The organism is Acetohalobium arabaticum DSM 5501 (assembly GCF_000144695.1).
In the GTDB taxonomy this organism is placed as follows: domain Bacteria; phylum Bacillota; class Halanaerobiia; order Halobacteroidales; family Acetohalobiaceae; genus Acetohalobium; species Acetohalobium arabaticum.
In genome coordinates this window covers 1,808,230-1,828,827 of sequence record NC_014378.1, presented here as the reverse complement: position 1 = coordinate 1,828,827, position 20,598 = coordinate 1,808,230, and the positions used below count along the sequence as shown (strand labels likewise).

Genomic DNA, 20,598 nt, shown 5'->3' with positions numbered 1-20,598 from the left:
AGATAGAGACTTTTTTATATAAAATTCTAAATTTACGCTTATTACTCCATTAAATTGTGTTATACTAATATTAAACTCCATTTTTGTGCAGGGAATAAATATTTGATCTAGAATAAAATTATGTGATATTGAAAAAAGGGGAGCTTAATATATGGCTGATATTGATACAGAAGAGCTATCATTTGGAACGGCACTGGATCAGTTAGAAAAAATTGTTAATAAGCTAGAAGGAGAAGAATTGAGCTTAGAAGATTCTCTGGCTGAATTTGAGAGGGGAATCAAGCTATCTAAATTCTGTTCTCAGACTTTAGAGGAAGCTGAATCTAAAGTGGAGATTATTAAGGATGAAGCAGGTGAATTACAGATTGGTTCTTATGATCTGGAGCAGAAAGGGGCAGATTAATGGAGATCAATGACTTTCTTGTTGCTAAAGCTGAAGCAGTAAATAAAGCACTGGATGATTATCTGCCGGCTGAAGATAAAAAACCAGCTAAGTTACATCAGTCTATGAGATATAGTACTTTAATGGGAGGGAAACGCCTGCGGCCAGTTTTGACTTTGATAGTGGCTAATTCTCTTTTTGGAGTAGAAGAAGAGAGGATTATGCCGGCAGCAGCAGCTGTTGAGTTAGTCCATAATTATTCTTTGATTCATGATGATTTACCCTGTATGGATGATGATGATTACCGGCGGGGTGAACTGGCTAATCACAAAGTATTCGGTGATGCTATTGCTGTACTATCAGGTGATGCCCTGCTGACTTATGCTTTTGAATTACTGACTAAGTTGGAAGGGGATTTTACTGCAGAGCAGATACTTAAAGTAAGTAAAGAAGTAGCTCAGGGTGCTGGTTTTAGAGGTATGGTCGGTGGACAGGCTGCGGATATGCTGGCTGAAGGTAAAGCCGTTGAAGATATAGATTTAGAATTTATTCACAGATATAAGACCGGTGCTTTACTGCAGGCAGCAGTTAGAACTGGGGCTATCTTAGGCGGAGCTGATAAAGAGGAATTAGCAGCTTTAACTATCTATGCTGAAAATATCGGTTTGAGTTTTCAGATTATTGATGATATCTTAGATATAGTTGGTGATGAAGAAAAGCTCGGCAAAGAAGTAGGTAGTGATGAAGGACAGGATAAGGCTACTTTTCCCAGTGTTTATGGGTTAGAAGAGTCGCGGGCAATGGCCCAAAAGAAGGTTCAGGCTGCCAAAGAGGCTATTGAGAGATTTGAGGAAGATGCTGAGCTATTGATTCAATTAGCTGATTATATTATTGAGCGGGATTATTAATCTGTTATTGGAGAAATTATAATTATTAATTAAGAAGGTGATATTTATTATGGGAGAATATTTACAGGATATTACTTCCCCTCGGGAGTTAGATAACCTATCCACAAAAGAGCTGGATGAAGTAGCTGAAGAGATTAGAAGAAAGATAATTGTTACTCTATCTAAGACTGGGGGACATCTGGCTTCCAGTTTAGGAGTTGTGGAGTTGACTTTAGCTTTACATACTGTTTTTAAAACTCCTAAGGATAAGATTATCTGGGATGTCGGCCATCAGGCTTATGCTCATAAATTAGTTACTGGTCGGTATGATGAGTTTTCATCTCTGCGTCAGTATCAAGGGTTAAGCGGTTTTCCTAAACGGAGTGAGAGTAGACATGATGCTTTAAATACAGGCCACAGCAGTACTTCAATCTCAGCAGCTTTAGGTATGGCCTGCAGCCGTGATATTAAAGGGCAGGATAATGATGTAGCAGCATTAATCGGTGACGGTGCTTTGACAGGTGGTATGGCCTTTGAAGCCTTAAATCATGCTGGCCATTTAGGGACAGATCTGACTGTAGTTTTAAATGATAATGAAATGTCGATAGCAGAGAATGTAGGTGCTGTCTCCAGTTATTTAACTAAATTGAGAACAGAACCTATGCTGCATCGCATTAAGGAAGATATTGAGGAGTTAGTCAATAAGATACCTGCTATTGGCAGTAGAGTGATAAAGACTGTAGATAGGGTTAAAGAAGGGCTTAAGTATTTAGTAGTTTCGGGAGTATTATTTGAAGAGATGGGATTTAGCTATTTAGGTCCTGTAGATGGACATGATATAAAAGAGATGCAGAAAAGTTTAGAGTACGCCAAGAATTTAGACGGTCCAGCTTTGGTGCATGCAATTACTACCAAAGGGAAAGGATATACTCCGGCCGAAAATGCTCCTAAAAACTTTCATGGAATAAGTGCCTTTAAGATAAAAACTGGAGAAAGTAAAAGAGAACGAGAATTACCGACTTATAGTACGATATTTAGCAGAACTTTGGTAGATCTGGCTGAAGATGATAAAGATATTGTAGCAATTACAGCAGCAATGCCTAGCGGAACAGGACTGGATAAGTTTAAAACTGAATTTCCTGATCGATTCTATGATGTAGGAATTGCTGAACAGCATGCTGTAACCTTTGGTACTGGATTAGCTTTAGAGGGATCTAAACCGGTAATAACCCTCTATTCTACCTTTCTACAGCGAGCTTATGACCAGTTGATTCATGATGTGGCTTTAAATGAAGCCCCGGTTACATTGGCTATTGATAGAGGGGGGCTAGTTGGTAGAGATGGAGAGACACATCAGGGAGTCTTTGATTATGCTTATCTGCGGGGGATTCCTGGCTTTACAGTAATGGCTCCTAAGAATGAGAATGAACTACAGCATATGTTGAAGACAGCAATTAATTATCCAGGACCGGTTTCATTACGGTATCCGCGGGGAATGGGAGCAGGTGTTCCGCTGGATTCGAAGCTAGAGGAGTTAGAAATTGGTAAAGCGGAAGTGCTGCGTGAAGGCTCTGATTTGGCTATTTTAGCCATCGGTTCTATGGTAATGCCTGCTTTGGAAGCCAGTAAGGAGTTAGCTAAGCAGGGTATAGAGGCTACTGTGGTAAATAGTCGGTTTGTAAAGCCGTTGGATGAAGACTTGATTCTTGATGTAGCTAAAGAACATGATCAGATCTTGACAATAGAAGAACATGTACTCCAAGGCGGCTTTGGAAGTGCTGTCTTAGAGCTTTTAGCTGATAGTAATGTTACTGATATTGGAATAGAGCGGATGGGAATTCCTGATGAATTTGTTCAGCAGGGTAGTCAAGATATACTTCTGGATCACTATGGTTTAAATAAAGCTGGAATAAAAGAGAAAGTATCTAAGCTAGTAGATAATGGAGTTGATAGAAGTGGTTAAAGAGAGGTTAGATAAGTTAGTTACTCAACGAGAGCTATATCCTAGTCGCTCGAAGGCCAAACGGGCAATTATGGCCGGATTGGTCTTAGTTGATGGAGAGTTAGTAGATAAAGCCGGAACTCAGGTTGATGTAGAGGCAGATATTGAGATTAAAGGAAAAGTACATCCCTATGTTAGCCGCGGTGGATTGAAGTTAGAAAAGAGTCTAAAAGTTTTTGATGTTGATGTTGAGGATAAAGTAATTATTGATATTGGAGCTTCGACAGGAGGCTTTACTGACTGTGCTCTGCAGCATGGGGCATCTAAAGTATATGCTGTAGATGTTGGTTACGGCCAGCTAGCCTGGAAGCTGCGTCAGGATGAACGGGTAATTAATCGGGAGCGTACTAATGCTCGGTATTTAACTCCAAATGATTTTGATACTGAGTTTGAGTTAGCTACTATTGATGTAGCTTTTATTTCTTTAACGAAGATATTACCGGCAGTAATAGAATTATTAATACCTAACGGTGATATCTTAGCTTTAATCAAACCGCAGTTTGAAGCAGGTCCTGAAAATGTAGATAATAACGGAGTAGTAAAGGATTTTGAAATTCATTATCAGGTTATTGAAAGAATTATTAATTTTGCTCAAGACAGAAATTTATCTCTGGTAGATCTTTCTTTTTCTCCTATCACTGGAGCTCAGGGACATAATGTTGAATATTTAGCTTACTTTAGTTTGGACAAGTCTAAAGCTATAAATAGTGATTGTAGTAAGAAGATTCAAAGAGTAATCGATCAAGCAGAACAGGAATTATTGTAATTTAGTAAAGTATAAGCTGGGAGTGGTTGGAGTGGAAAAGATCGGTTTAATACCTAATCCTACTAAAGAGCAGGCAATTGAAACAGTAAAAGGGATAATAGACTGGTTAGAAAAAAGAGGGATTGAGTATCTAGTAGAAGAAGAATCAGCTGGCTTAGTAGGTGAGCAGAATAAGGGTTCTTCTTACCAGGAAATGGCAGTCGAGGTTGATTTAGTTATTGTCTTTGGCGGTGATGGAACCTTTTTAAACACTGCCCGTCATTTTGCTGCTGTCGAGATGCCTATTTTAGGTGTTAATTTAGGAGGATTGGGTTTCTTAACTGATATAGAATTGAGTAAACTTGGTTCAGCGTTAGAAGATTTAATAGCCGGTAAGTTTGAGATTGAAGAAAGGATGATGCTAGAGGCTAAAGTTATTCGTGAAGGAGAAAAGATTAATCAAGTAGTTGCTGTTAATGATGTAGTAATAACTAAAGGTTCTTTCTCTCGAATAATAGAGTTAAAGACCTATATTGAGGGAGAATATGTAACGACTTATCCAGCTGATGGGTTGATAGTTGCTTCTCCTACCGGTTCTACAGCCTATTCTTTATCGGCTGGCGGACCGATAGTTAATCCTAAATTAAAATCGCTGGTAGTTACTCCTATCTGTCCTCATACTTTAAGTTCCCGATCGATTGTTACTGCTGGTGATGAAGTGGTGGAAGTAGAAGTTAAAGCGGACCATGAAGATATAATGTTGACCGTGGATGGACAGACCGGTTTAAAGTTAGCTTCTGGTGATAAAATAAAGATTAAACATTCAGATTTAGTTACAAAGTTGGTTAAATTAGAAGACTATAATTTTTATAAAATTTTAAAGAATAGAATCCAGTTTAGTGATTTTTAGGAGGATTGATTAATGAAAAGCAAGCGCCATTTAAAGATTATGAAGTATATTCAGCAAGAAGAAATCAGTACCCAACAGGAATTGGCGGCTAGATTAAGAGAAGACGGTATAGCAGTAACTCAGGCTACTGTTTCTAGAGATATTAAGGAATTAGGATTAATTAAAGTACCAACAAAAGATAAAGGATATAAGTATGCTTTACCTCCTGAACGTGAACATAGTGATCTACAAGGCCGAATGGAAAGAATGTTTAAGGATTCGGTAGTTGATTTTGATCATAGTGAAAATTTAATTGTGATTAATACTCTACCCGGAACAGCCAATGGAGTAGCATCTTTAATTGATAATGCTGATTGGGAAGGAGTCTTATCTACACTTGCTGGAGATGATACAATCTTAATTATTGTTAAGCCGAAAGAGATGGTAGAAGAAATTTTAGAAAAATTACATCAGTTAACCATCTAAGGAGTGAGTCTGAAGGTGTTACTTAACTTAAGTATCTATAATTTTGCTCTAATTGAAGAATTACAGATTGATTTTACTGGTAATTTAAATATAATTACTGGTGAAACTGGTGCTGGAAAATCAATAATTGTAAAAGCATTACAAATGTTATTAGGTGGTAGAGCTTCTACTGATTATATCCGCAGCGGTCAGAAAAAGGCCGTCATTGAAGCAAATTGTAGTATAAAGAATGATCAACCGGTAAAGAATAAATTAGAGCAGCTAGGAATCGACTATGATCCAACCGAGGGTATTATTTTAACGCGGGAAATAACTCATAACGGCAATAACTGCAGCAGGATTAATGGTAGAATAGTTACTTTAAAAGTAACTAGGGAGCTTAGTCAGTATTTAATTGAGATTCATAGTCAACATGAACATCAGGCATTATTCAAGTCCCAAAAGCAGTTGACTTTATTGGATGATTTTGGAGGAAAAGAGATTAGTGAATTATTAAAGAAGACAGAGATGATTTATCAGCGTTTAAAGAAAAAGCAAGAAGAATATACTGCCCTGAATCAGAATGAAAAAGAGAAAGCAAGAAGAATAGATTTATTACAGTTTCAATTGGATGAAATCGAAGAAGCAGATTTAACTGCCGGTGAAGATGAGGAATTATTAGCTGAAAAGAGACGTTTAAGCAATATAGAGGAGATAGCTGAAATAACAGGCAGGATATATGCTGGGCTTTATGAGAGCGGATTTGAGGAAACTGTAATAATTGATCAATTGAATCAGTTTGTTAAAGAATTAAATTATATCAGTAGTTTTGATGATGAATTGGAATCGATAATAGAAATGTTAGAGGAAGCTGTTTATAAATTACAGGAAGCAGCTTATCAATTGGATGATTATCAACATCAATTAGAGTTTAATCCTCAGCGGTTAAATAAAATTGAACAGCGTTTACAGTTAATTAATAAATTGAAGCGTAAATATGGTGATAATGTGAATGAAATCCTTGATTATCAAGCTGAGATTCAATCAGAATTAGATGATTTATTGACCAGTGAAGCAAGATTAGAAGAGTTAGAAGAAGAGATTGTAAAGTTAAAAGAAGATTACTTTACAGTAGCCAGTAAATTATCAGGTCTACGCTGTAAAGTGGCTGAAGATTTTGCAGAAAAGATTATTTCTGAATTAGAAGATCTTGCAATGGAAAAAAGCAAATTTGAACTAGAAGTAACGCCGATGATTGATTCTTTTCAAGAGGTAGAATTAAACCGGATTACTTCTTATGGTATAGATCAAGTAGAGTTTTTAATTTCTCCCAATCCTGGCGAGGACTTAAAACCACTGGCTGAGATAGCTTCTGGTGGTGAATTATCCAGGACTATGCTGGCTATAAAGAAGATTATAGCTGAAAATGATGAAGTTCAGACGCTTATCTTCGATGAAGTTGATACTGGAATAGGTGGTAGGGTTGCTGATCTAGTAGCAGAAAAGTTGGCCATTATTGCTCAAAATCAGCAGGTTATCTCTATTACTCACTTACCTCAGATTGCCAGTATGGGAGATACTCATTACCATATTTCCAAAAATATGACTGATGGGCAAACAAAAACAGAAGTAGTTCAGCTAGAAGATAAGAAACGTATCGAAGAATTATCGCGAATGTTAGCTGGAAGCCAGTTGACTGATGCTACTTTAGAACATGCTGATGAAATGATCAAGCTGGCTAGGAAGAAGAAGGAAACTATTTTAGAGAGTAAAATTGAATAAATAAAAATAAAAGAGGGCATCTTTAAATATAGAGGTATTTTGAATCTGAAATTTTTTACCGGAGGAGTTCTACACAGAGATGGGGAGGCTGTGTAGGAGTGTGATTAAATCTGTGAAGCAGAGATGGAAGAGATCCTCCCTGTATCTTGGCATTAGTCTATTGGTGCTTACCTTATTAATTCCCATGTTTCTTACGACAATTGGCTTTCCAGAAGAGTTACAGATAGTTAAAGGCCACAAGCAGTTACTAGAGATTGACTTTCCTTTCCCTGTCTATATCCGTGTCGATAAAAGTGAAGAGTTAAAGATTAATGGTCAGCAGGTAAATGATAATTATTTTAAAGTTGATCTCAGTAATCCTTTGGCTATTAAGTCTGCTGTTTTAGGTGAAATTGATTTAGAGTTTAATCTATTCGGTGTTATTCCAATTCGGCAGGCAACAGTTAACGTTATTCCTCAGGTTAAAGTCTATCCTGGCGGCCAATCAGTTGGAATTATACTCGAATCAAAAGGAGTATTAGTAGTTAAGAAGTCCTATGTTTTAGGAACTGATAATGAAAAATATTATCTGGCTAATTCAGCAGGAATTAAGGTTGGAGACAGAATCTTGGCTGTTAATGGCCAGCGGGTAGAAGGAAAGAAATCTTTATCTAAGCTGATTAATTATTATGGTCAGCGTCAGGAAGTATTAAAGTTGAAAATAAGGAGAAATGGAAGTTTAATTACTAAGAATCTAGAACCTAAAAAGAATCATTCAGGTCGGTATATGATTGGCTTATATATTGATGATGGAGCTACAGGAGTAGGAACGATGACTTTCTATGATCCGCAGACTAAAATGTATGGAGCATTAGGCCATATGATTACTGAACCTAATAGTAGATCGCGGATGCCTATTAGTGAAGGTAAGATAGTAAAAGCAGATATTTCAGGTATTCAGCGGGGAAATGATACTTTACCAGGTGAAAAGTTAGGAACTTTCTTTGATAACCAGCAGATAATGGGTAAGATTAATAAGAATGATAGATTTGGTATCTATGGAAAATTAAATCATACTGTTTCAAATAAGTTCTTTCCAGACCCGATTCCTGTTGCTACAGCATTGCAGGTTAAGCGGGGACCAGCAAAGATTTATACTGTAGTTGAGGATGATGAAATTGAAGAGTTTCAGATTCAAATTGTAGAGGTTATGAAGCAGCAGAGTCCCCATGAAAAAGGTCTTGTAGTTAAGATTACGGATCATGAGCTTCTAAATAAAACTGGAGGCATAATTCAGGGGATGAGCGGAAGTCCTATCGTTCAAAATGGTAAACTAGTAGGCGCAGTAACCCATGTGTTTATCAATGATTCTACTAAAGGCTATGGTGTTTTAGCAGAATGGATGATAGAAAAGGCAGGCTTAATACAAGATAAAATGGCTCAAAACTAGAGAATTAATTTAAATTAATTCTCTAGTTTTTTTATTTGAAAGGAGGAAATTGGTAATTGATGTAGAAACAAATAGTTAAGAATACATAAATTTTACAATTAATAATTATATTCATAAGGGGGAGTGTAATATGGAGAAGGATAATACTAAAGTATTGTTAGTAGATGATAATAAAGAGTTTTGCCAGCTAGTTAGAGAATTTATTGAAGAACAAGAAAATATGGAAGTAATTGGTGTTGGAAATAATGGATTGGAAGCTTTAGATTTAATTGAAGAAAAAGACCCAGATGTTGTAATTCTTGACATTATTATGCCTCATCTTGACGGTATTGGAGTATTGGAAGAATTAAAGGAAGACGGTAAAATCAATGATTTAAAGGTTATTATGTTGACTGCTTTTGGTCAAGAAGAATTGACACAGAAAGTAGTAGAGTTAGGAGCAAATTATTATATTCTGAAGCCGTTTGACTTAGAGAAATTAGTAGATCGAATTGAACAGTTGATGACTCCTGTTGGACAACAGGGTGGTGTAACTGCTACTGCTAATGCTACTACAGATAAGAGTCAGAATCTGGATGTAAGAATTACTGATATCATGCATGAAATTGGAGTTCCTGCTCATATTAAAGGTTATCTATATCTACGGGAAGCAATAGGGATGGTAGTAGAAGAAGTTGAATTATTGGGTGCTATTACTAAAGAATTATATCCCTTGGTTGCCCGCAAGTTTAATACAACGCCTAGTAGAGTGGAACGTGCAATTCGCCATGCTATAGAGGTAGCTTGGGAGCGTGGTAATACTGAGGCTATTAATAAATTATTTGGTCACTCTGTAAGTACCGAAAGCGGCAAACCGACTAATTCGCAGTTTATTGCCAAAATTGCTGATAAATTAAGATTAGAGATAAAGGCTAGTTGACAAAAGTAATTTTAAAGTAGTGAAAAATCAAATAATAAAAAAGAACTAAGTCAATTGACTTAGTTCTTTTTTATTATATAAGCAGATTTTATGAATTAGAATAGTACATTAATTTTCTCATTTCTAAAGTTAAATCAATATTTTGGAGATATACCTCTTCTGGGACTTCCACATGAATAGAAGCAAAGTTAAGTAAAACTTTAATTCCATTTTCGATTAATAAATCTGCAACTTGTTGTGCAGTTTGGTTAGAAACTGTAATAATACCTATTTCAGGATTGATTTCTTTGACTACTTGTGGTACTTTACTAACCGGTTTAATTTCTAGTTCTCCAATTTTTGTACCAATTTTTTCTGGATCATTATCAAACACAGATTTAATTTTAACTTCAGAATTTTTTTCTTTTTGGTTAAAATCAGTCAGTGCTGTCCCTATACGTCCTCCTCCAATCAGAATTGCTTTTTGTTTTTTATTTAATCCTAAAATTTTCTTTAGTTTAGATAATAGTTTATCTACTTCCCACTGATTCATAACTAACTCTTGCATGTTGAATTCTCCAAAACAGGCTAGATCCTTACGAAATCGGATTACATTAAGTCCAAACTTTTCTTCTAACTGCTGAATTGAAATAAACTCAACATCTTTTGTTTTTAATTTTTCTAAAATTTGTGAGTAAAAAGACATCCGTTTAATAACAGATTCTGATACTTCTTTGGTTTCCTTTGGCATTGAACTCCTCCTTATTCATAATATTTTTTCTTTTATAACTATTACGATATTTATTATTATATTCCTGCAATAAATGCAAAAATTTAAAATAAAGATAATTTTCACAATATTTTATCTTATATCTGTTGCAGAATATGATTATCTGGACACTTGGTTATTTAACACCACTTTTTACATTAGAATGTAGTTTTTTAATTCGGTATTAGAAAAGATAGAGAAGTATATACTAAAACTGAATTTAAGCTGGAGGTACTAACATGGAAATAAATGCAGAAGTAAAATTAGGTAAAAAAACTAAAAAATTAGTTAAACAGTTAACCGGAAGAGAAATAGCAGTTATTGACCATACAGATATAGATCAGTTAGCAGCTACTTCTTTAATTGATACTGGGATTAAAGCAGTTGTTAATGCCAGCTCCTCAATTACTGGCAAGTATCCGAATTTAGGTCCGGAGGAATTACTTACTAATAATATATTTATTATAGATGAGGTGGGAACAGAAATCTTTCAAAAATTAGAAGACGGTGATAAAATTCGGATAGTTGATAATGAAATATTTAAAGCTGGGAGTAAGATTGCTGAGGGTAGGGTATTGGATAGAGCAACTCTCGAAGAAAAACTCAAAATAAGTAGAGAGAATCTAGAAGAAGAATTAGATAAGTTTGTTGAAAATACTTTAGAGTATGCTAAAGAGGAGAAAGATTTAATTTTGGATTTGCATCCACCTGAAATTGAGACTCAGATTGAAGGAGAGCATGTTTTAATTGTAGTTAGGGGTCAGGATTATAAGGATGACTTGGAGGCTATCACTTCTTATATCAGAGAGATTGAACCGGTCTTGATTGGTGTTGACGGTGGAGCAGATGCTTTGCTAGAGTTTGGGTTTGAACCTGATATTATTATCGGTGATATGGATAGTATCAGTGATTATGCCCTACAGCTAGGAGCAGAATTAATTGTCCATGCTTATCCTAATGGAGATGCTCCTGGAATGGAGCGGATACATGATTTAAACTTAACGGCTCAGAAGTTTCCAGCTCCTGGTACTAGTGAAGATATAGCTATGCAGCTGGCTTATGAGAAGGGGTCAGAGTTAATTACAGCGGTAGGAACCCATTCGAATATGATTGATTTTTTGGAGAAGGGTAGAGCAGGTATGTCCAGCACTTTTTTGACTAGATTAAAGATTGGGGCTAGATTAGTAGATGCTAAGGGGGTTAATAAACTCTATAATAACCGATTAAGGCCGAAACATATTCTGCAGATTATAGCAGCAGCAATGATTCCAGTAATAATTATTTTAGTTGTTGCTCCCCCCATGCAGCAGATGATGCGCTTATTGCTAATTAAGCTGCGGTTTAGCTTAGGTTTTTAATTAAGAAAGGAGACGATAGGAGTGGTAATTGATCTCAGATATCAGATAGTAACTACAGTAATTATCTTTTTAACTTTAGGGATTGGAATCTTAATCGGAAGTTCTATGGTTGGCAAACAAGGAATAGTTACCGAACAGCAGAAGATGATTAATCGTTTGGAGAATGATTTTGACCATTTACGCCGCAAAAACAACCGCTTTCAACAGAAAATTATATCCCTGCAGGAGAAGATAGAGGATAATCAGCAGTTTCAACAAGAATTATTTCCTGTAGTGGTTGATGGCATCATCAATGATGAGACTGTTTTAGTAGTCCATAATAAATCTAATTTAGGTGATAAGGTTGATAAATTAAATAGTATTTTTAAGTTGGCCGGAAGTAAACGTATAACAATCAAACCGATAGATTCTTTACCTAAAAAAGTCACACTGGATTCATATAATTACTTAATCTATTTAGGTTCAAAAGAGAAATTTGCTGATAAGGAACTGCAAAAAGAGTATAATAATAATTTTAAAAAGATAAAGTATCTCTCTGATGATATACTGGGCTCTAAACAGAAATTGATGAAATATTTTCTGAAATTAAGCGGTAATTTATCTCAGACTGGGAGTGTTCAGATTGAGTGAAGTTACTGTCTTAGTTCCTGCTTATAATGAAGCCGATAAAATTAAATTTACTATTCGTGCTTTAGATCAGGTACCAAAGATAGATGAGATTATAGCCATTAATGACGGTTCAACTGATAATACAGCTGAGATTGTAAGTAATAAAACCCCGGCTAAATTAATAGATTTAGAGACCAATCAGGGTAAAGGTGCTGCTTTAAATAAAGGGTTAGAAGCTGCGCAGGGAAAAATAATTTCTTTAGTAGATGCTGACCTGGAAGAAACTGCTGTAGAATTGGAGAAGTTGTTAGAGCCAGTAGTACATCAGCAAGTTGATATGTCGATAGCTGATTTCCCTTCTCCAGAGAAGAAAGGAGGCTTTGGACTGGTGACCAATCTGGCCCAATTGGGGTTGAAGTTCTTTACAGGAGAGGAGTTTGGATCGCCTCTTTCCGGACAGCGGGTTTTGACAAGAGAAGTAATTGATTATTTAAACGGTTTTAAATCAGGTTTTGGGGTAGAGGTAGGATTAACAATTGAAGTTATTAACGGAGGTTTTGAAGTAGCAGAGATACCGGTAGAGATGAGCCACCGCGAAACCGGCAGGGACTGGAAGGGGTTTAGACATCGGGGTAGACAGTTTAAAGATGTATTGAAGGTGCTTCTAGATCAGTTAAGGAGTGGAAGGTAATGGCTATATTAACTGGAATAACTCTAATTTTGACCTATCTTGGTTATCCATTAATCAAAAGGTTATTAATTAGGTACAGCTTAGTTACAGAAAATTTTTCTGGTTGTGAGATTCCAGTAGGTTATGGTTTGTTGCTAGGAGTCAATGCTGTAATAATTTTGCTGGTTGGCAAGGGACTGCGAATTTATCCAGGAGAGGTTGTTACTTCCTTTGTATTCTTAATTATGGTTGCAGGAGCAACGGGATTAGCAGATGATTACTTAGGTTATGAACAGAGCAGTGGTTTTAGCGGACATTTACGCAAGCTGTGGCAGGAATATCAAGTCACAACAGGTTTCTTGAAGGCGGCTTTAATAGGAATCTTTACATTTTTAATTGTGAATAGAGTTATTATGGATAATTTTGTAGTTAGGCTAGTTAATTTTTCATTGGTAGTGTTGATGACTAATTTTATTAATCTGCTTGACTTACGGCCTGGACGGGCCTTGAAGGGATTTATAATTATAACTTTTAGTTCCTTATTAGCAACAGATATTTTATTTATTAAATTACTATTACCGCTTTTAGTGATGGTTATTATTTTATTGCCAATTGATCTGCGGGCAGAGGCAATGTTAGGTGATGTTGGTTCAAACTTATTAGGTGCTTGTTTAGGATTAGGCCTTCTTTTTTCTTTAGGATTTATCTATAAGGTTATGTTAGTGGTTGGATTAGTACTGATTCATATTTATACTGAAAAGTCTTCACTGACAGAATTAATTGCTCGGAATAGAGTTTTGAATTATATTGATCAATTAGGTAGGGGCAGGATATAATAGTATGAGTGGTTATATGAGAGGACGGCGGAGAAAATACGTCTCCTACTCATTTTTTTTGTTTTTTGAGATTATAAGTTGACAATCTTTAAGAACATAATATATTATATTAGTAAATGTGAAAGAAGGGAGGAGCAGAAAACGGTCTTAGTTAGAAGGTAGTAGTAATTACAAAGTAGCAACAATAATTAATAATGAATCATGATTATGAAGGAGGAGAGTAATAATGTCAGTAGAAAGCAGTGATGATGGACAATGGGGTTCTAGAATAGGCTTTATTCTAGCAGCAATCGGTTCGGCAGTTGGTTTAGGTAATATCTGGCGATTCAGCTACATGGCTTACGATAATGGAGGGGGCGCCTTCTTAATTCCTTACTTCTTTGCGCTATTAACAGCAGGGATTCCTATTTTAATTATGGAATTCGGTTTCGGCCATAAAATGCGCGGTTCGGCACCGTTCTCCTTTGCTAAGATGGGGAAAAAGTGGGAATGGCTAGGTTGGTGGCAGGTTTTAGTTTCATTTGTGATTGCCACTTATTATGTAGTAGTTATTAGCTGGAGTTTGAATTATGTTACATTTTCTTTCAATAGAGTTTGGGGAGAGAATCCCGAAGCTTACTTTTTTGGCGACTTTTTACAGATAACTGATGGTATTTCTCAGATAGGCGGGATTAATTTTAGTGTTTTAATTAGTTTATTAATCGTTTGGGGAGTCAGTTATATCATTCTATATAATGGAATTGAAGAAGGAATTGAGAAGGCATCTAAAATCTTTATGCCTTTATTAGCTTTATTTATGATTATCATTACTATTCGGGGTGTTACACTTCCTGGGGCTATGGCTGGAATTAATAAATTTTTAGAGCCGGATTTCAGTGCTTTAACTGATGTTAAAGTCTGGTTGGCAGCCTATGGACAGATCTTCTTTACTTTAAGTGTTGGTTTTGCAATTATGATAACTTATTCAAGTTATTTGCCGGAAGATTCAGATATAGTAAATAATGCTTTTATTACTGCTTTATCCAATAGTGCGTTCAGTTTTATTGTTGGAATTGGAGTTTTTGGTATCTTAGGTTATATGGCTGCTCAGACTGGAGAGCCGATTTCTAAAGTAGTAACCAGTGGTATCGGGTTGGCTTTTGTAGCATTTCCAAAGGCAATTAATATGTTGCCGGCCTTTAGATCTTTGTTTGGAGTAATCTTCTTTTTAGCCTTAGCTATTGCCGGTTTTTCTTCCTGTGTTTCTATTCTGGAAGCGGTAATAGCAGCTGTTAGGGATAAATTCGATATCGGCCGTAAGGCAGCTGTTAATTATGTCTGTTCAGTTGGTGCAGTAATTAGTTTACTTTATACTACTGGAGCAGGCCTCTACTTTTTAGATATTGTGGACCACTTTATTAATCAGTTTGGAATTGCTCTTGCTGGGTTAGTTGAATGTATAATTATCGGCTGGTTCTATAAGGTCAGTATTATCAGAGAGCATGCTAACAGATTATCCGATTTTGCTATCGGTTCCTGGTGGGATATTATGATTAGAGTAATAACACCGATCTGTTTAGGTGTTGCTTTTGTACAGAATACAATGAAAGAATTGGCTGCTCCCTATGGTGGTTATCCAATGAATGCTATACTTAAGTATGGCTGGTCAGTAGCAGCTGGAGTTATCGTATTAGGAATAATTATGAGTCTTCGACCCTGGAAAGGTAAAAAATCCGATGAGCTTATTTCTAATAGGGAGGTAATGTAGTTATGTCCAACAGTGCAGTTATGATGTTGCTATTTGCTATAGTTGTGTTAGGTGGTGGATTAGGCATCTGTCTTAATATTGCATTTAAGAATCAATAATTTAATTTATCCCTATCAAGAATATTCTTGATAGGGATTTTTGTTTTTTAGTATTGATTAAGAGAATGTTTCTTAATATATCAAAAATAACTTTAATAATTCATGTAGTAAGTTAATAAAGATATAATAAAGATATAATAAAGATATAATTTATTAATGGGGAAGTTAATTATGATACCCCTAAAGATTACTTAGGAGGAGGGATAGTTTCTTAATAGATTAAATATTTAATTATTAGAATTTTTTAAAAAGAGCAAAATTAAAAAAGGGGGAGCAATATGACTACCAAGAAAAAAGTAGATGTTTTTGAAGCTTATAATCGTGCTTTAACAGGTCCAAAAGTGGATAAAGACGAATGGGATTATGAAGTTATTCCTGAAAATGCGAAGAAGATGAAAGAAAAGTATGATATTGAATTTGAAGAAGGAGAATTTATTCCTACAGATGAGGATTTGATAGATAGACTTTTTCAGGCTGGACTTGAAATGTTAGTTGAAACTGGAGCTTACTGTAAAGAAACAGGTCGAGTGATAGAGTATACTGAAGAAGAAGTCTTAGAAGCGATTAAGGCTGCTCCTAAGAGTGTAACTTTGGGTGAGGGTAAGGATGCTGTAGAGTTAGTCAGTAGAACGCATAAGGATACTGAGCCTCCTATTATACAAGGTGGGCCAACAGGGGCACCGGTTTCAGAAGATTTATTTGTGGAGATGCATGAGGCATTTGCTCAGGAGCCATTGGTTGATACGATTGTAAATGGGGTTTTTGAGACAATAAATGGTAATCAACCAGCTCCAGGTAGTCCATGGGAAATAAAAGCTTCTAAATCTGAAGGTAAGTTGATTCGTCATGCTTGTAAGAGAGCTGGCTATCCTGGTACAGGGTTGTAGGGCTGCGAAACAGCATTGAGTCCTGCCGGATGTATTGCTGCAGACCATGACGGCGGGATGAAAGAATCTGATAGCCATGAGGTATCCCAGTTAAATGAGCTGAAGATCGATGTAGGTGCATTGACCTTCACTGCTCATTATGTCTTAAATGGGGATGTCATCATGTGCGAACAGATGCCGATCTTTGGTGGTTATGCTGGAGGTTTAGAGGAAACTACTATTGTAGATGTGGCTACTCATCTAAATTCCTTTTTAATGACTGACGCTGATTATCACCTAGATGGCCCCGTTCATGTACGTTGGGGAATAACTACAGCTAGGGAGACTTTACAGGTAGCAGGACACTGTGCCAGAGCTATTGCAGCCAATACTGACCTGATAACTTCAAATCAATATTACACTTTAGCTGGTCCATGTACTGAGATGTGCTTATTAGAAACAGCTGCCCAGTCAATTACTGATACTGCCAGTGGGCGTGGGTTATTGTCAGGCGTAGCATCAGCTAAAGGAGTAGAAACTGATTATACTACTGGTATGGAAGCTCGCTTTATGGGAGAAGCTGCTTATTCAGTAGCAGGAATGGAACTTAATAAAGTAAATAAAATATTGGACGAATTAGTAGCAACTTATGAAAACAATTATAATGATGCTCCTAAGGGTAAGAAGTTTCAAGAATGTTATGATGTAGTTACCCTTGATCCTAATGATGAGTATCTGGAAGTTTATGAAAAGGCTGCTAAAACATTAAAAGAAATTGGCTTGGATATTAAAGATTATTAAATAATTATTCAGAGGGGGATTCCCCTTCTGAATAATTGTTCAATTAATAAAATTTGTCTGGAGGGATTCAGAGTGAGTGAAGAGTTGTTTGAAAAGGCTGCTGAAGCAGTTTGTGATGGCAATGTAGATAAAGCTGTTGAATTAGCTGAAACCGCTGTGGAAGAAAATATTGATCCTTTAAAAATGATTGAGAAAGGTTTTACAGTGGGAATTACTGAAGTAGGTGATTTATTTGATCAAGGAGAAGTATTTTTACCACAATTAATGTCTTGTTCTGAGGCTATGAAAGCAGCTTCTGATATTTTAAAGGAAGCTGCAGTTGAGCAAGGAAAAGACCAAGAAGAAAATATTACTGTTGTAATAGGATCAGTAGCAGGAGATGTTCATGATATAGGAAAAGGTATTGTTAAAACCTTATTAGAAGCTAACGGAATGGATGTTTATGATCTCGGTACCGAAGTTTCTGTAGATGATTTCATTTCTAAAGCAAAAGAGGTTGATGCTGATGTAATTAGTACTAGTTCTTTATTAACTACAACAATGGCAGAAAATGAAAAATTAATTAATACTTTGAAAGAAGAGAATTTACGGGAACAATTTGATGTACTGGTTGGTGGAGCTCCAGTTACAGAAGAATGGGCTGAAGAAATCGAAGCTGATGGTTATGGAGAAACAGCTAACCAAGCTGTTAAGGTTGTTTATGATTTAGTAGGATAATTATTTATTAAAAACTTATTTATTTGAAAGATAGATAGTATCGGCTATACATTCACTAGAAAAGGTGAAATTTATAGCCGATGACTATCTATTTTATTTTGAGAATGAAGATTGAAATTACTAGCATAGAGCTTAATTAACTTTTCCATATTATTATGTCGCTTGCAAGTATATTAATGAAATGATATACTCAAATTTGATGAAGCATTAGAACTTCTTTTTAAGGAGTATAAAGATAAAACTCTGGAGGAAAAGATATGAGTTATCCAAGACTGGAAGTAGATTTAGATAAAGTAACAGCCAATGCAGAAAGAATAGTAAATCTAGCTGACAGTGAAGATATAGAGATTATAGGGGTTACTAAATCAGTCTGTGCTGACATAAAGATTGCTGAGGCTATGTTAGCCGGAGGAGTCGATGGGTTAGCTGATTCCAGAATTAAAAATTTGAAGTATATGCAGGAGAACTTAGTCTCGCCTGATATTCCTTTAATGCTGCTTAGAATACCGATGATAAGTGAGGTTGATAGAGTAGTAGAGTATGCAGATATCAGCCTTAATTCAGAGCTGGAAGTAATTAAAGCTTTGGACCAGGTAGCTAAAGAAATGAATCAGAAGCATCGGATTATCTTGATGGTAGATGTAGGCGACCGCAGAGAAGGAGTTATGCCTGAAGATGTAATTGATATAGCCGCAGAGATATTGGATCTGGAGAATATTGAACTAACTGGATTAGGTACTAATTTAGCCTGTTTTGGCGGGGTTTTACCTTCAGAAAATAATATGCAGTTATTGATCGATTTAAAGAATGAGATTAATAATAAGTTTGGGGTGAATATCCAACAGATCTCAGGCGGTAATAGTAGTTCACTGCCTCGATTAAGAAATAAAGGCTTACCTGATGAAATTACTCAACTGCGGGTAGGAGAGACAATTCTACTCGGCAGCAATGTAATTGACCGCAGTCCGTTTCCTGATACTTATCAGGAAACTTTTCTCTTAGCAGCGGAAGTAATTGAAGTAAAGAAGAAGCCTGTGCAGCCAGAAGGAAGGCGGGGTCAGAATGCTTTTGGAGAAAGAAGGAAGATTACTAAAACCGGAGTTAGAAGAAGGGCTATCTTAGGTATTGGCCGTCAGGATATAAAGATGAAGGGATTAACTCCATTGGCTGAAGATATAGAGATAGAAGAGGCAAGTAGCGATCATTTAATAATCGATGTTACAGATTATGAAGCAGGAATAGAAGTAGGAGATATTCTGAAGTTTAAGCTTAATTATGGAGCATTATTGAATGCTGCTACTTCTCAGTATGTAGATATATCATATATATCATCTAATTAAAAGATAAAAGAACTTAATTTATTAAATAGGTTAAATATTCATATTCAAGCAGGATAACGGAATCATATCTAGAATCATAATATTTAATAAAGTAGTAAATATTCTAGAGAGAGGGGAATTTTTTGATGCTTGACCGGACCGAGATTATTGATAAATTTATGGAGTTAGTCCAGATAGATAGTGAGTCCAGATTTGAGCGGCAGATGGCCAATCGAATGAAATCTGAGTTATCAGACTTAGGTCTAGAGGTGTGGGAGGATGATACCGGGGCCCGAATTGGAAGCTATACCGGTAATATAATTGGGAAATTGGAGGGAACAAATCCTGAACTGCCTACTATATGCTTAATAGCCCATTTGGATACTGTAGTGCCCGGCCAGAATATTAAGCCGATTATTAAAAATGGGGTTATCTTCAGTCAGGGACAGACTATTTTAGGTGCTGATGATAAGGCAGGAATTACAATTATTTTGGCTACTTTGGAGCAGTTAATTGAAAATGACTACGAATATGGGGATATAGAGGTAGTATTTACTGTCTGTGAGGAAGCAGGATTACTAGGAGCTAAGAATTTAGACTTTAATAGATTGGAAGCCGATATGGGAATTGTTTATGATTCTGATGGAGAGATAGGTACTATAATTACTGAAGGTCCGGCTCAAGAGAAGATTAGGGTAGTTGTTAGAGGAAGATCTGCTCATGCTGGGAAGAATCCACAAAAAGGGATCAATGCTATCAAGGTGGCTAGTATTGCTCTATCAAATATGAAATTAGGAGAGATTGATGAAGAGACTACGGCCAATATCGGAGTTATTAAAGGCGGAAAGGCTACTAATATTGTTCCGGATAGAGTAGAGCTTAAAGGAGAAGCCAGAAGTAGAGATGAGGAGAAGCTGGATATTCAGATGGAACATATGATCAATATCTTTAAAAGATCAGCAGAGAAGGTTGGAGCTGAAGTAAATATTGAGAATAATAGATTATTTTCAGCTTTCTACCTAAATAGTAATCTTCCAGTTGTTCAGGCAGCCGTCAGTGGTGCTAAACGTTTAGGAATTGAACCGAAGTTAGTTGCTACTGGAGGCGGGAGTGATACTAACATTTTTAATAATCGAGGAATTCCTGCTATTAACATGGGGATTGGAGTTAAGGATAATCATACTCCTAAAGAGAACATCAGAGCAGATGATTTAATTCAGACTGTAGAATATAATTTGGCTATTATGGAAGATTTGAAGAAGAATTATGCATAATGAAAATAAAGTTTATTTGCGGAGAGGCCTTGGGGGCCTCTCTTAATTAATATTG

Annotated in this window: 19 protein-coding genes and 1 pseudogene; 19 read left to right on the top strand and 1 reads right to left on the bottom strand. The window is 36.1% G+C overall.

From position 1 onward, the window contains the following. Nucleotides 1–151: 151 nt before the first annotated feature. The 9 genes from xseB to spo0A all read left to right on the top strand — a co-directional run bounded on the left by xseB (nt 152) and on the right by spo0A (nt 9,500). Entirely contained in the window at nt 152–403 is a 252-nt protein-coding gene (xseB, locus tag acear_RS08925) for an exodeoxyribonuclease VII small subunit (protein WP_013278685.1), read from the top strand. Next, a complete protein-coding gene (locus acear_RS08920) occupies nt 403–1,290 on the top strand; it encodes a polyprenyl synthetase family protein (protein ID WP_013278684.1) in 888 nt (295 codons plus the stop codon). The genes xseB and acear_RS08920 overlap by 1 nt, the downstream gene beginning before the upstream one ends. Nucleotides 1,291–1,339: 49 nt before the next feature. Next, complete coding sequence (dxs, locus tag acear_RS08915; RefSeq protein WP_013278683.1) at nt 1,340–3,232, top strand: 1-deoxy-D-xylulose-5-phosphate synthase; 1,893 nt, start codon at nt 1,340–1,342, stop codon at nt 3,230–3,232. Next, the gene (locus acear_RS08910; protein ID WP_013278682.1) at nt 3,225–4,037 is read left to right on the top strand and encodes a TlyA family RNA methyltransferase; all 813 of its coding nucleotides are present in this window, start codon (nt 3,225–3,227) and stop codon (nt 4,035–4,037) included. The genes dxs and acear_RS08910 overlap by 8 nt, the downstream gene beginning before the upstream one ends. A gap of 31 nt (nt 4,038–4,068) precedes the next feature. Then, nucleotides 4,069–4,926, top strand: coding sequence for an NAD(+)/NADH kinase (locus acear_RS08905; protein WP_013278681.1), 858 nt, complete (start codon nt 4,069–4,071; stop codon nt 4,924–4,926). A gap of 12 nt (nt 4,927–4,938) precedes the next feature. Beyond that, on the top strand, nt 4,939–5,391 hold the full coding sequence (gene argR / locus acear_RS08900; protein ID WP_013278680.1) for an arginine repressor: 453 nt from the start codon (nt 4,939–4,941) through the stop codon (nt 5,389–5,391). Nucleotides 5,392–5,406: 15 nt separating this feature from the next. After that, a complete protein-coding gene (recN, locus tag acear_RS08895; protein WP_013278679.1) occupies nt 5,407–7,152 on the top strand; it encodes a DNA repair protein RecN in 1,746 nt (581 codons plus the stop codon). Between the two features lie 100 nt (nt 7,153–7,252). Further along, nucleotides 7,253–8,581 carry a SpoIVB peptidase gene (gene spoIVB, locus acear_RS08890; RefSeq protein WP_245526680.1) on the top strand — a complete coding sequence of 443 codons (1,329 nt, stop codon included), beginning with the start codon at nt 7,253–7,255 and terminating at the stop codon, nt 8,579–8,581. A gap of 130 nt (nt 8,582–8,711) precedes the next feature. Beyond that, nucleotides 8,712–9,500, top strand: coding sequence for a sporulation transcription factor Spo0A (gene spo0A / locus acear_RS08885; protein WP_013278677.1), 789 nt, complete (start codon nt 8,712–8,714; stop codon nt 9,498–9,500). 88 nt (nt 9,501–9,588) lie between these two features. Here spo0A and acear_RS08880 read toward each other — a convergent pair whose 3' ends face one another. Further along, the gene (locus acear_RS08880; protein WP_013278676.1) at nt 9,589–10,230 is read right to left on the bottom strand and encodes a redox-sensing transcriptional repressor Rex; all 642 of its coding nucleotides are present in this window, start codon (nt 10,228–10,230) and stop codon (nt 9,589–9,591) included. Between the two features lie 257 nt (nt 10,231–10,487). Between acear_RS08880 and steA the strand changes: the two genes are divergently transcribed. From steA to acear_RS08830, 10 genes and pseudogenes are all read left to right on the top strand, one after another. Continuing rightward, nucleotides 10,488–11,606, top strand: a complete 1,119-nt coding sequence (gene steA, locus acear_RS08875) for a putative cytokinetic ring protein SteA (protein WP_013278675.1) — start codon at nt 10,488–10,490, stop codon at nt 11,604–11,606. A 21-nt stretch (nt 11,607–11,627) separates the two neighbouring features. Beyond that, complete coding sequence (locus acear_RS08870) at nt 11,628–12,236, top strand: copper transporter (protein WP_013278674.1); 609 nt, start codon at nt 11,628–11,630, stop codon at nt 12,234–12,236. Further along, on the top strand, nt 12,220–12,906 hold the full coding sequence (locus acear_RS08865) for a glycosyltransferase family 2 protein (protein WP_425358444.1): 687 nt from the start codon (nt 12,220–12,222) through the stop codon (nt 12,904–12,906). Before acear_RS08870 ends, acear_RS08865 begins: the two co-directional genes overlap by 17 nt. Continuing rightward, complete coding sequence (locus tag acear_RS08860) at nt 12,906–13,721, top strand: hypothetical protein (protein WP_013278672.1); 816 nt, start codon at nt 12,906–12,908, stop codon at nt 13,719–13,721. Before acear_RS08865 ends, acear_RS08860 begins: the two co-directional genes overlap by 1 nt. Nucleotides 13,722–13,947: 226 nt before the next feature. Next, nucleotides 13,948–15,468, top strand: coding sequence for a sodium-dependent transporter (locus acear_RS08855; protein WP_013278671.1), 1,521 nt, complete (start codon nt 13,948–13,950; stop codon nt 15,466–15,468). 2 nt (nt 15,469–15,470) lie between these two features. Further along, nucleotides 15,471–15,566 carry a MetS family NSS transporter small subunit gene (locus acear_RS12500; protein WP_013278670.1) on the top strand — a complete coding sequence of 32 codons (96 nt, stop codon included), beginning with the start codon at nt 15,471–15,473 and terminating at the stop codon, nt 15,564–15,566. 278 nt (nt 15,567–15,844) lie between these two features. Then, nucleotides 15,845–17,233, top strand: a pseudogene (locus acear_RS12815) (monomethylamine:corrinoid methyltransferase). Between the two features lie 72 nt (nt 17,234–17,305). Continuing rightward, entirely contained in the window at nt 17,306–17,950 is a 645-nt protein-coding gene (locus tag acear_RS08840; RefSeq protein ID WP_013278668.1) for a cobalamin B12-binding domain-containing protein, read from the top strand. 257 nt (nt 17,951–18,207) lie between these two features. Continuing rightward, the gene (locus acear_RS08835) at nt 18,208–19,290 is read left to right on the top strand and encodes an alanine racemase (protein WP_013278667.1); all 1,083 of its coding nucleotides are present in this window, start codon (nt 18,208–18,210) and stop codon (nt 19,288–19,290) included. 125 nt (nt 19,291–19,415) lie between these two features. Next, complete coding sequence (locus acear_RS08830; protein ID WP_013278666.1) at nt 19,416–20,543, top strand: M20/M25/M40 family metallo-hydrolase; 1,128 nt, start codon at nt 19,416–19,418, stop codon at nt 20,541–20,543. The last annotated feature ends 55 nt before the right edge of the window (nt 20,544–20,598 follow it).

Excerpts from the sequence above, each read along its gene's own strand:
- steA (WP_013278675.1), top strand. The coding sequence starts at position 10,488 with ATGGAAATAAATGCAGAAGTAAAATTAGGTAAAAAAACTAAAAAATTA.
- argR (WP_013278680.1), top strand. The coding sequence starts at position 4,939 with ATGAAAAGCAAGCGCCATTTAAAGATTATGAAGTATATTCAGCAAGAA.
- acear_RS08880 (WP_013278676.1), bottom strand. The coding sequence starts at position 10,230 with ATGCCAAAGGAAACCAAAGAAGTATCAGAATCTGTTATTAAACGGATG.
- dxs (WP_013278683.1), top strand. The coding sequence starts at position 1,340 with ATGGGAGAATATTTACAGGATATTACTTCCCCTCGGGAGTTAGATAAC.
- acear_RS12500 (WP_013278670.1), top strand. The coding sequence starts at position 15,471 with ATGTCCAACAGTGCAGTTATGATGTTGCTATTTGCTATAGTTGTGTTA.
- xseB (WP_013278685.1), top strand. The coding sequence starts at position 152 with ATGGCTGATATTGATACAGAAGAGCTATCATTTGGAACGGCACTGGAT.
- spo0A (WP_013278677.1), top strand. The coding sequence starts at position 8,712 with ATGGAGAAGGATAATACTAAAGTATTGTTAGTAGATGATAATAAAGAG.
- acear_RS08860 (WP_013278672.1), top strand. The coding sequence starts at position 12,906 with ATGGCTATATTAACTGGAATAACTCTAATTTTGACCTATCTTGGTTAT.
- acear_RS08830 (WP_013278666.1), top strand. The coding sequence starts at position 19,416 with ATGCTTGACCGGACCGAGATTATTGATAAATTTATGGAGTTAGTCCAG.
- acear_RS08835 (WP_013278667.1), top strand. The coding sequence starts at position 18,208 with ATGAGTTATCCAAGACTGGAAGTAGATTTAGATAAAGTAACAGCCAAT.
- acear_RS08920 (WP_013278684.1), top strand. The coding sequence starts at position 403 with ATGGAGATCAATGACTTTCTTGTTGCTAAAGCTGAAGCAGTAAATAAA.
- acear_RS08855 (WP_013278671.1), top strand. The coding sequence starts at position 13,948 with ATGTCAGTAGAAAGCAGTGATGATGGACAATGGGGTTCTAGAATAGGC.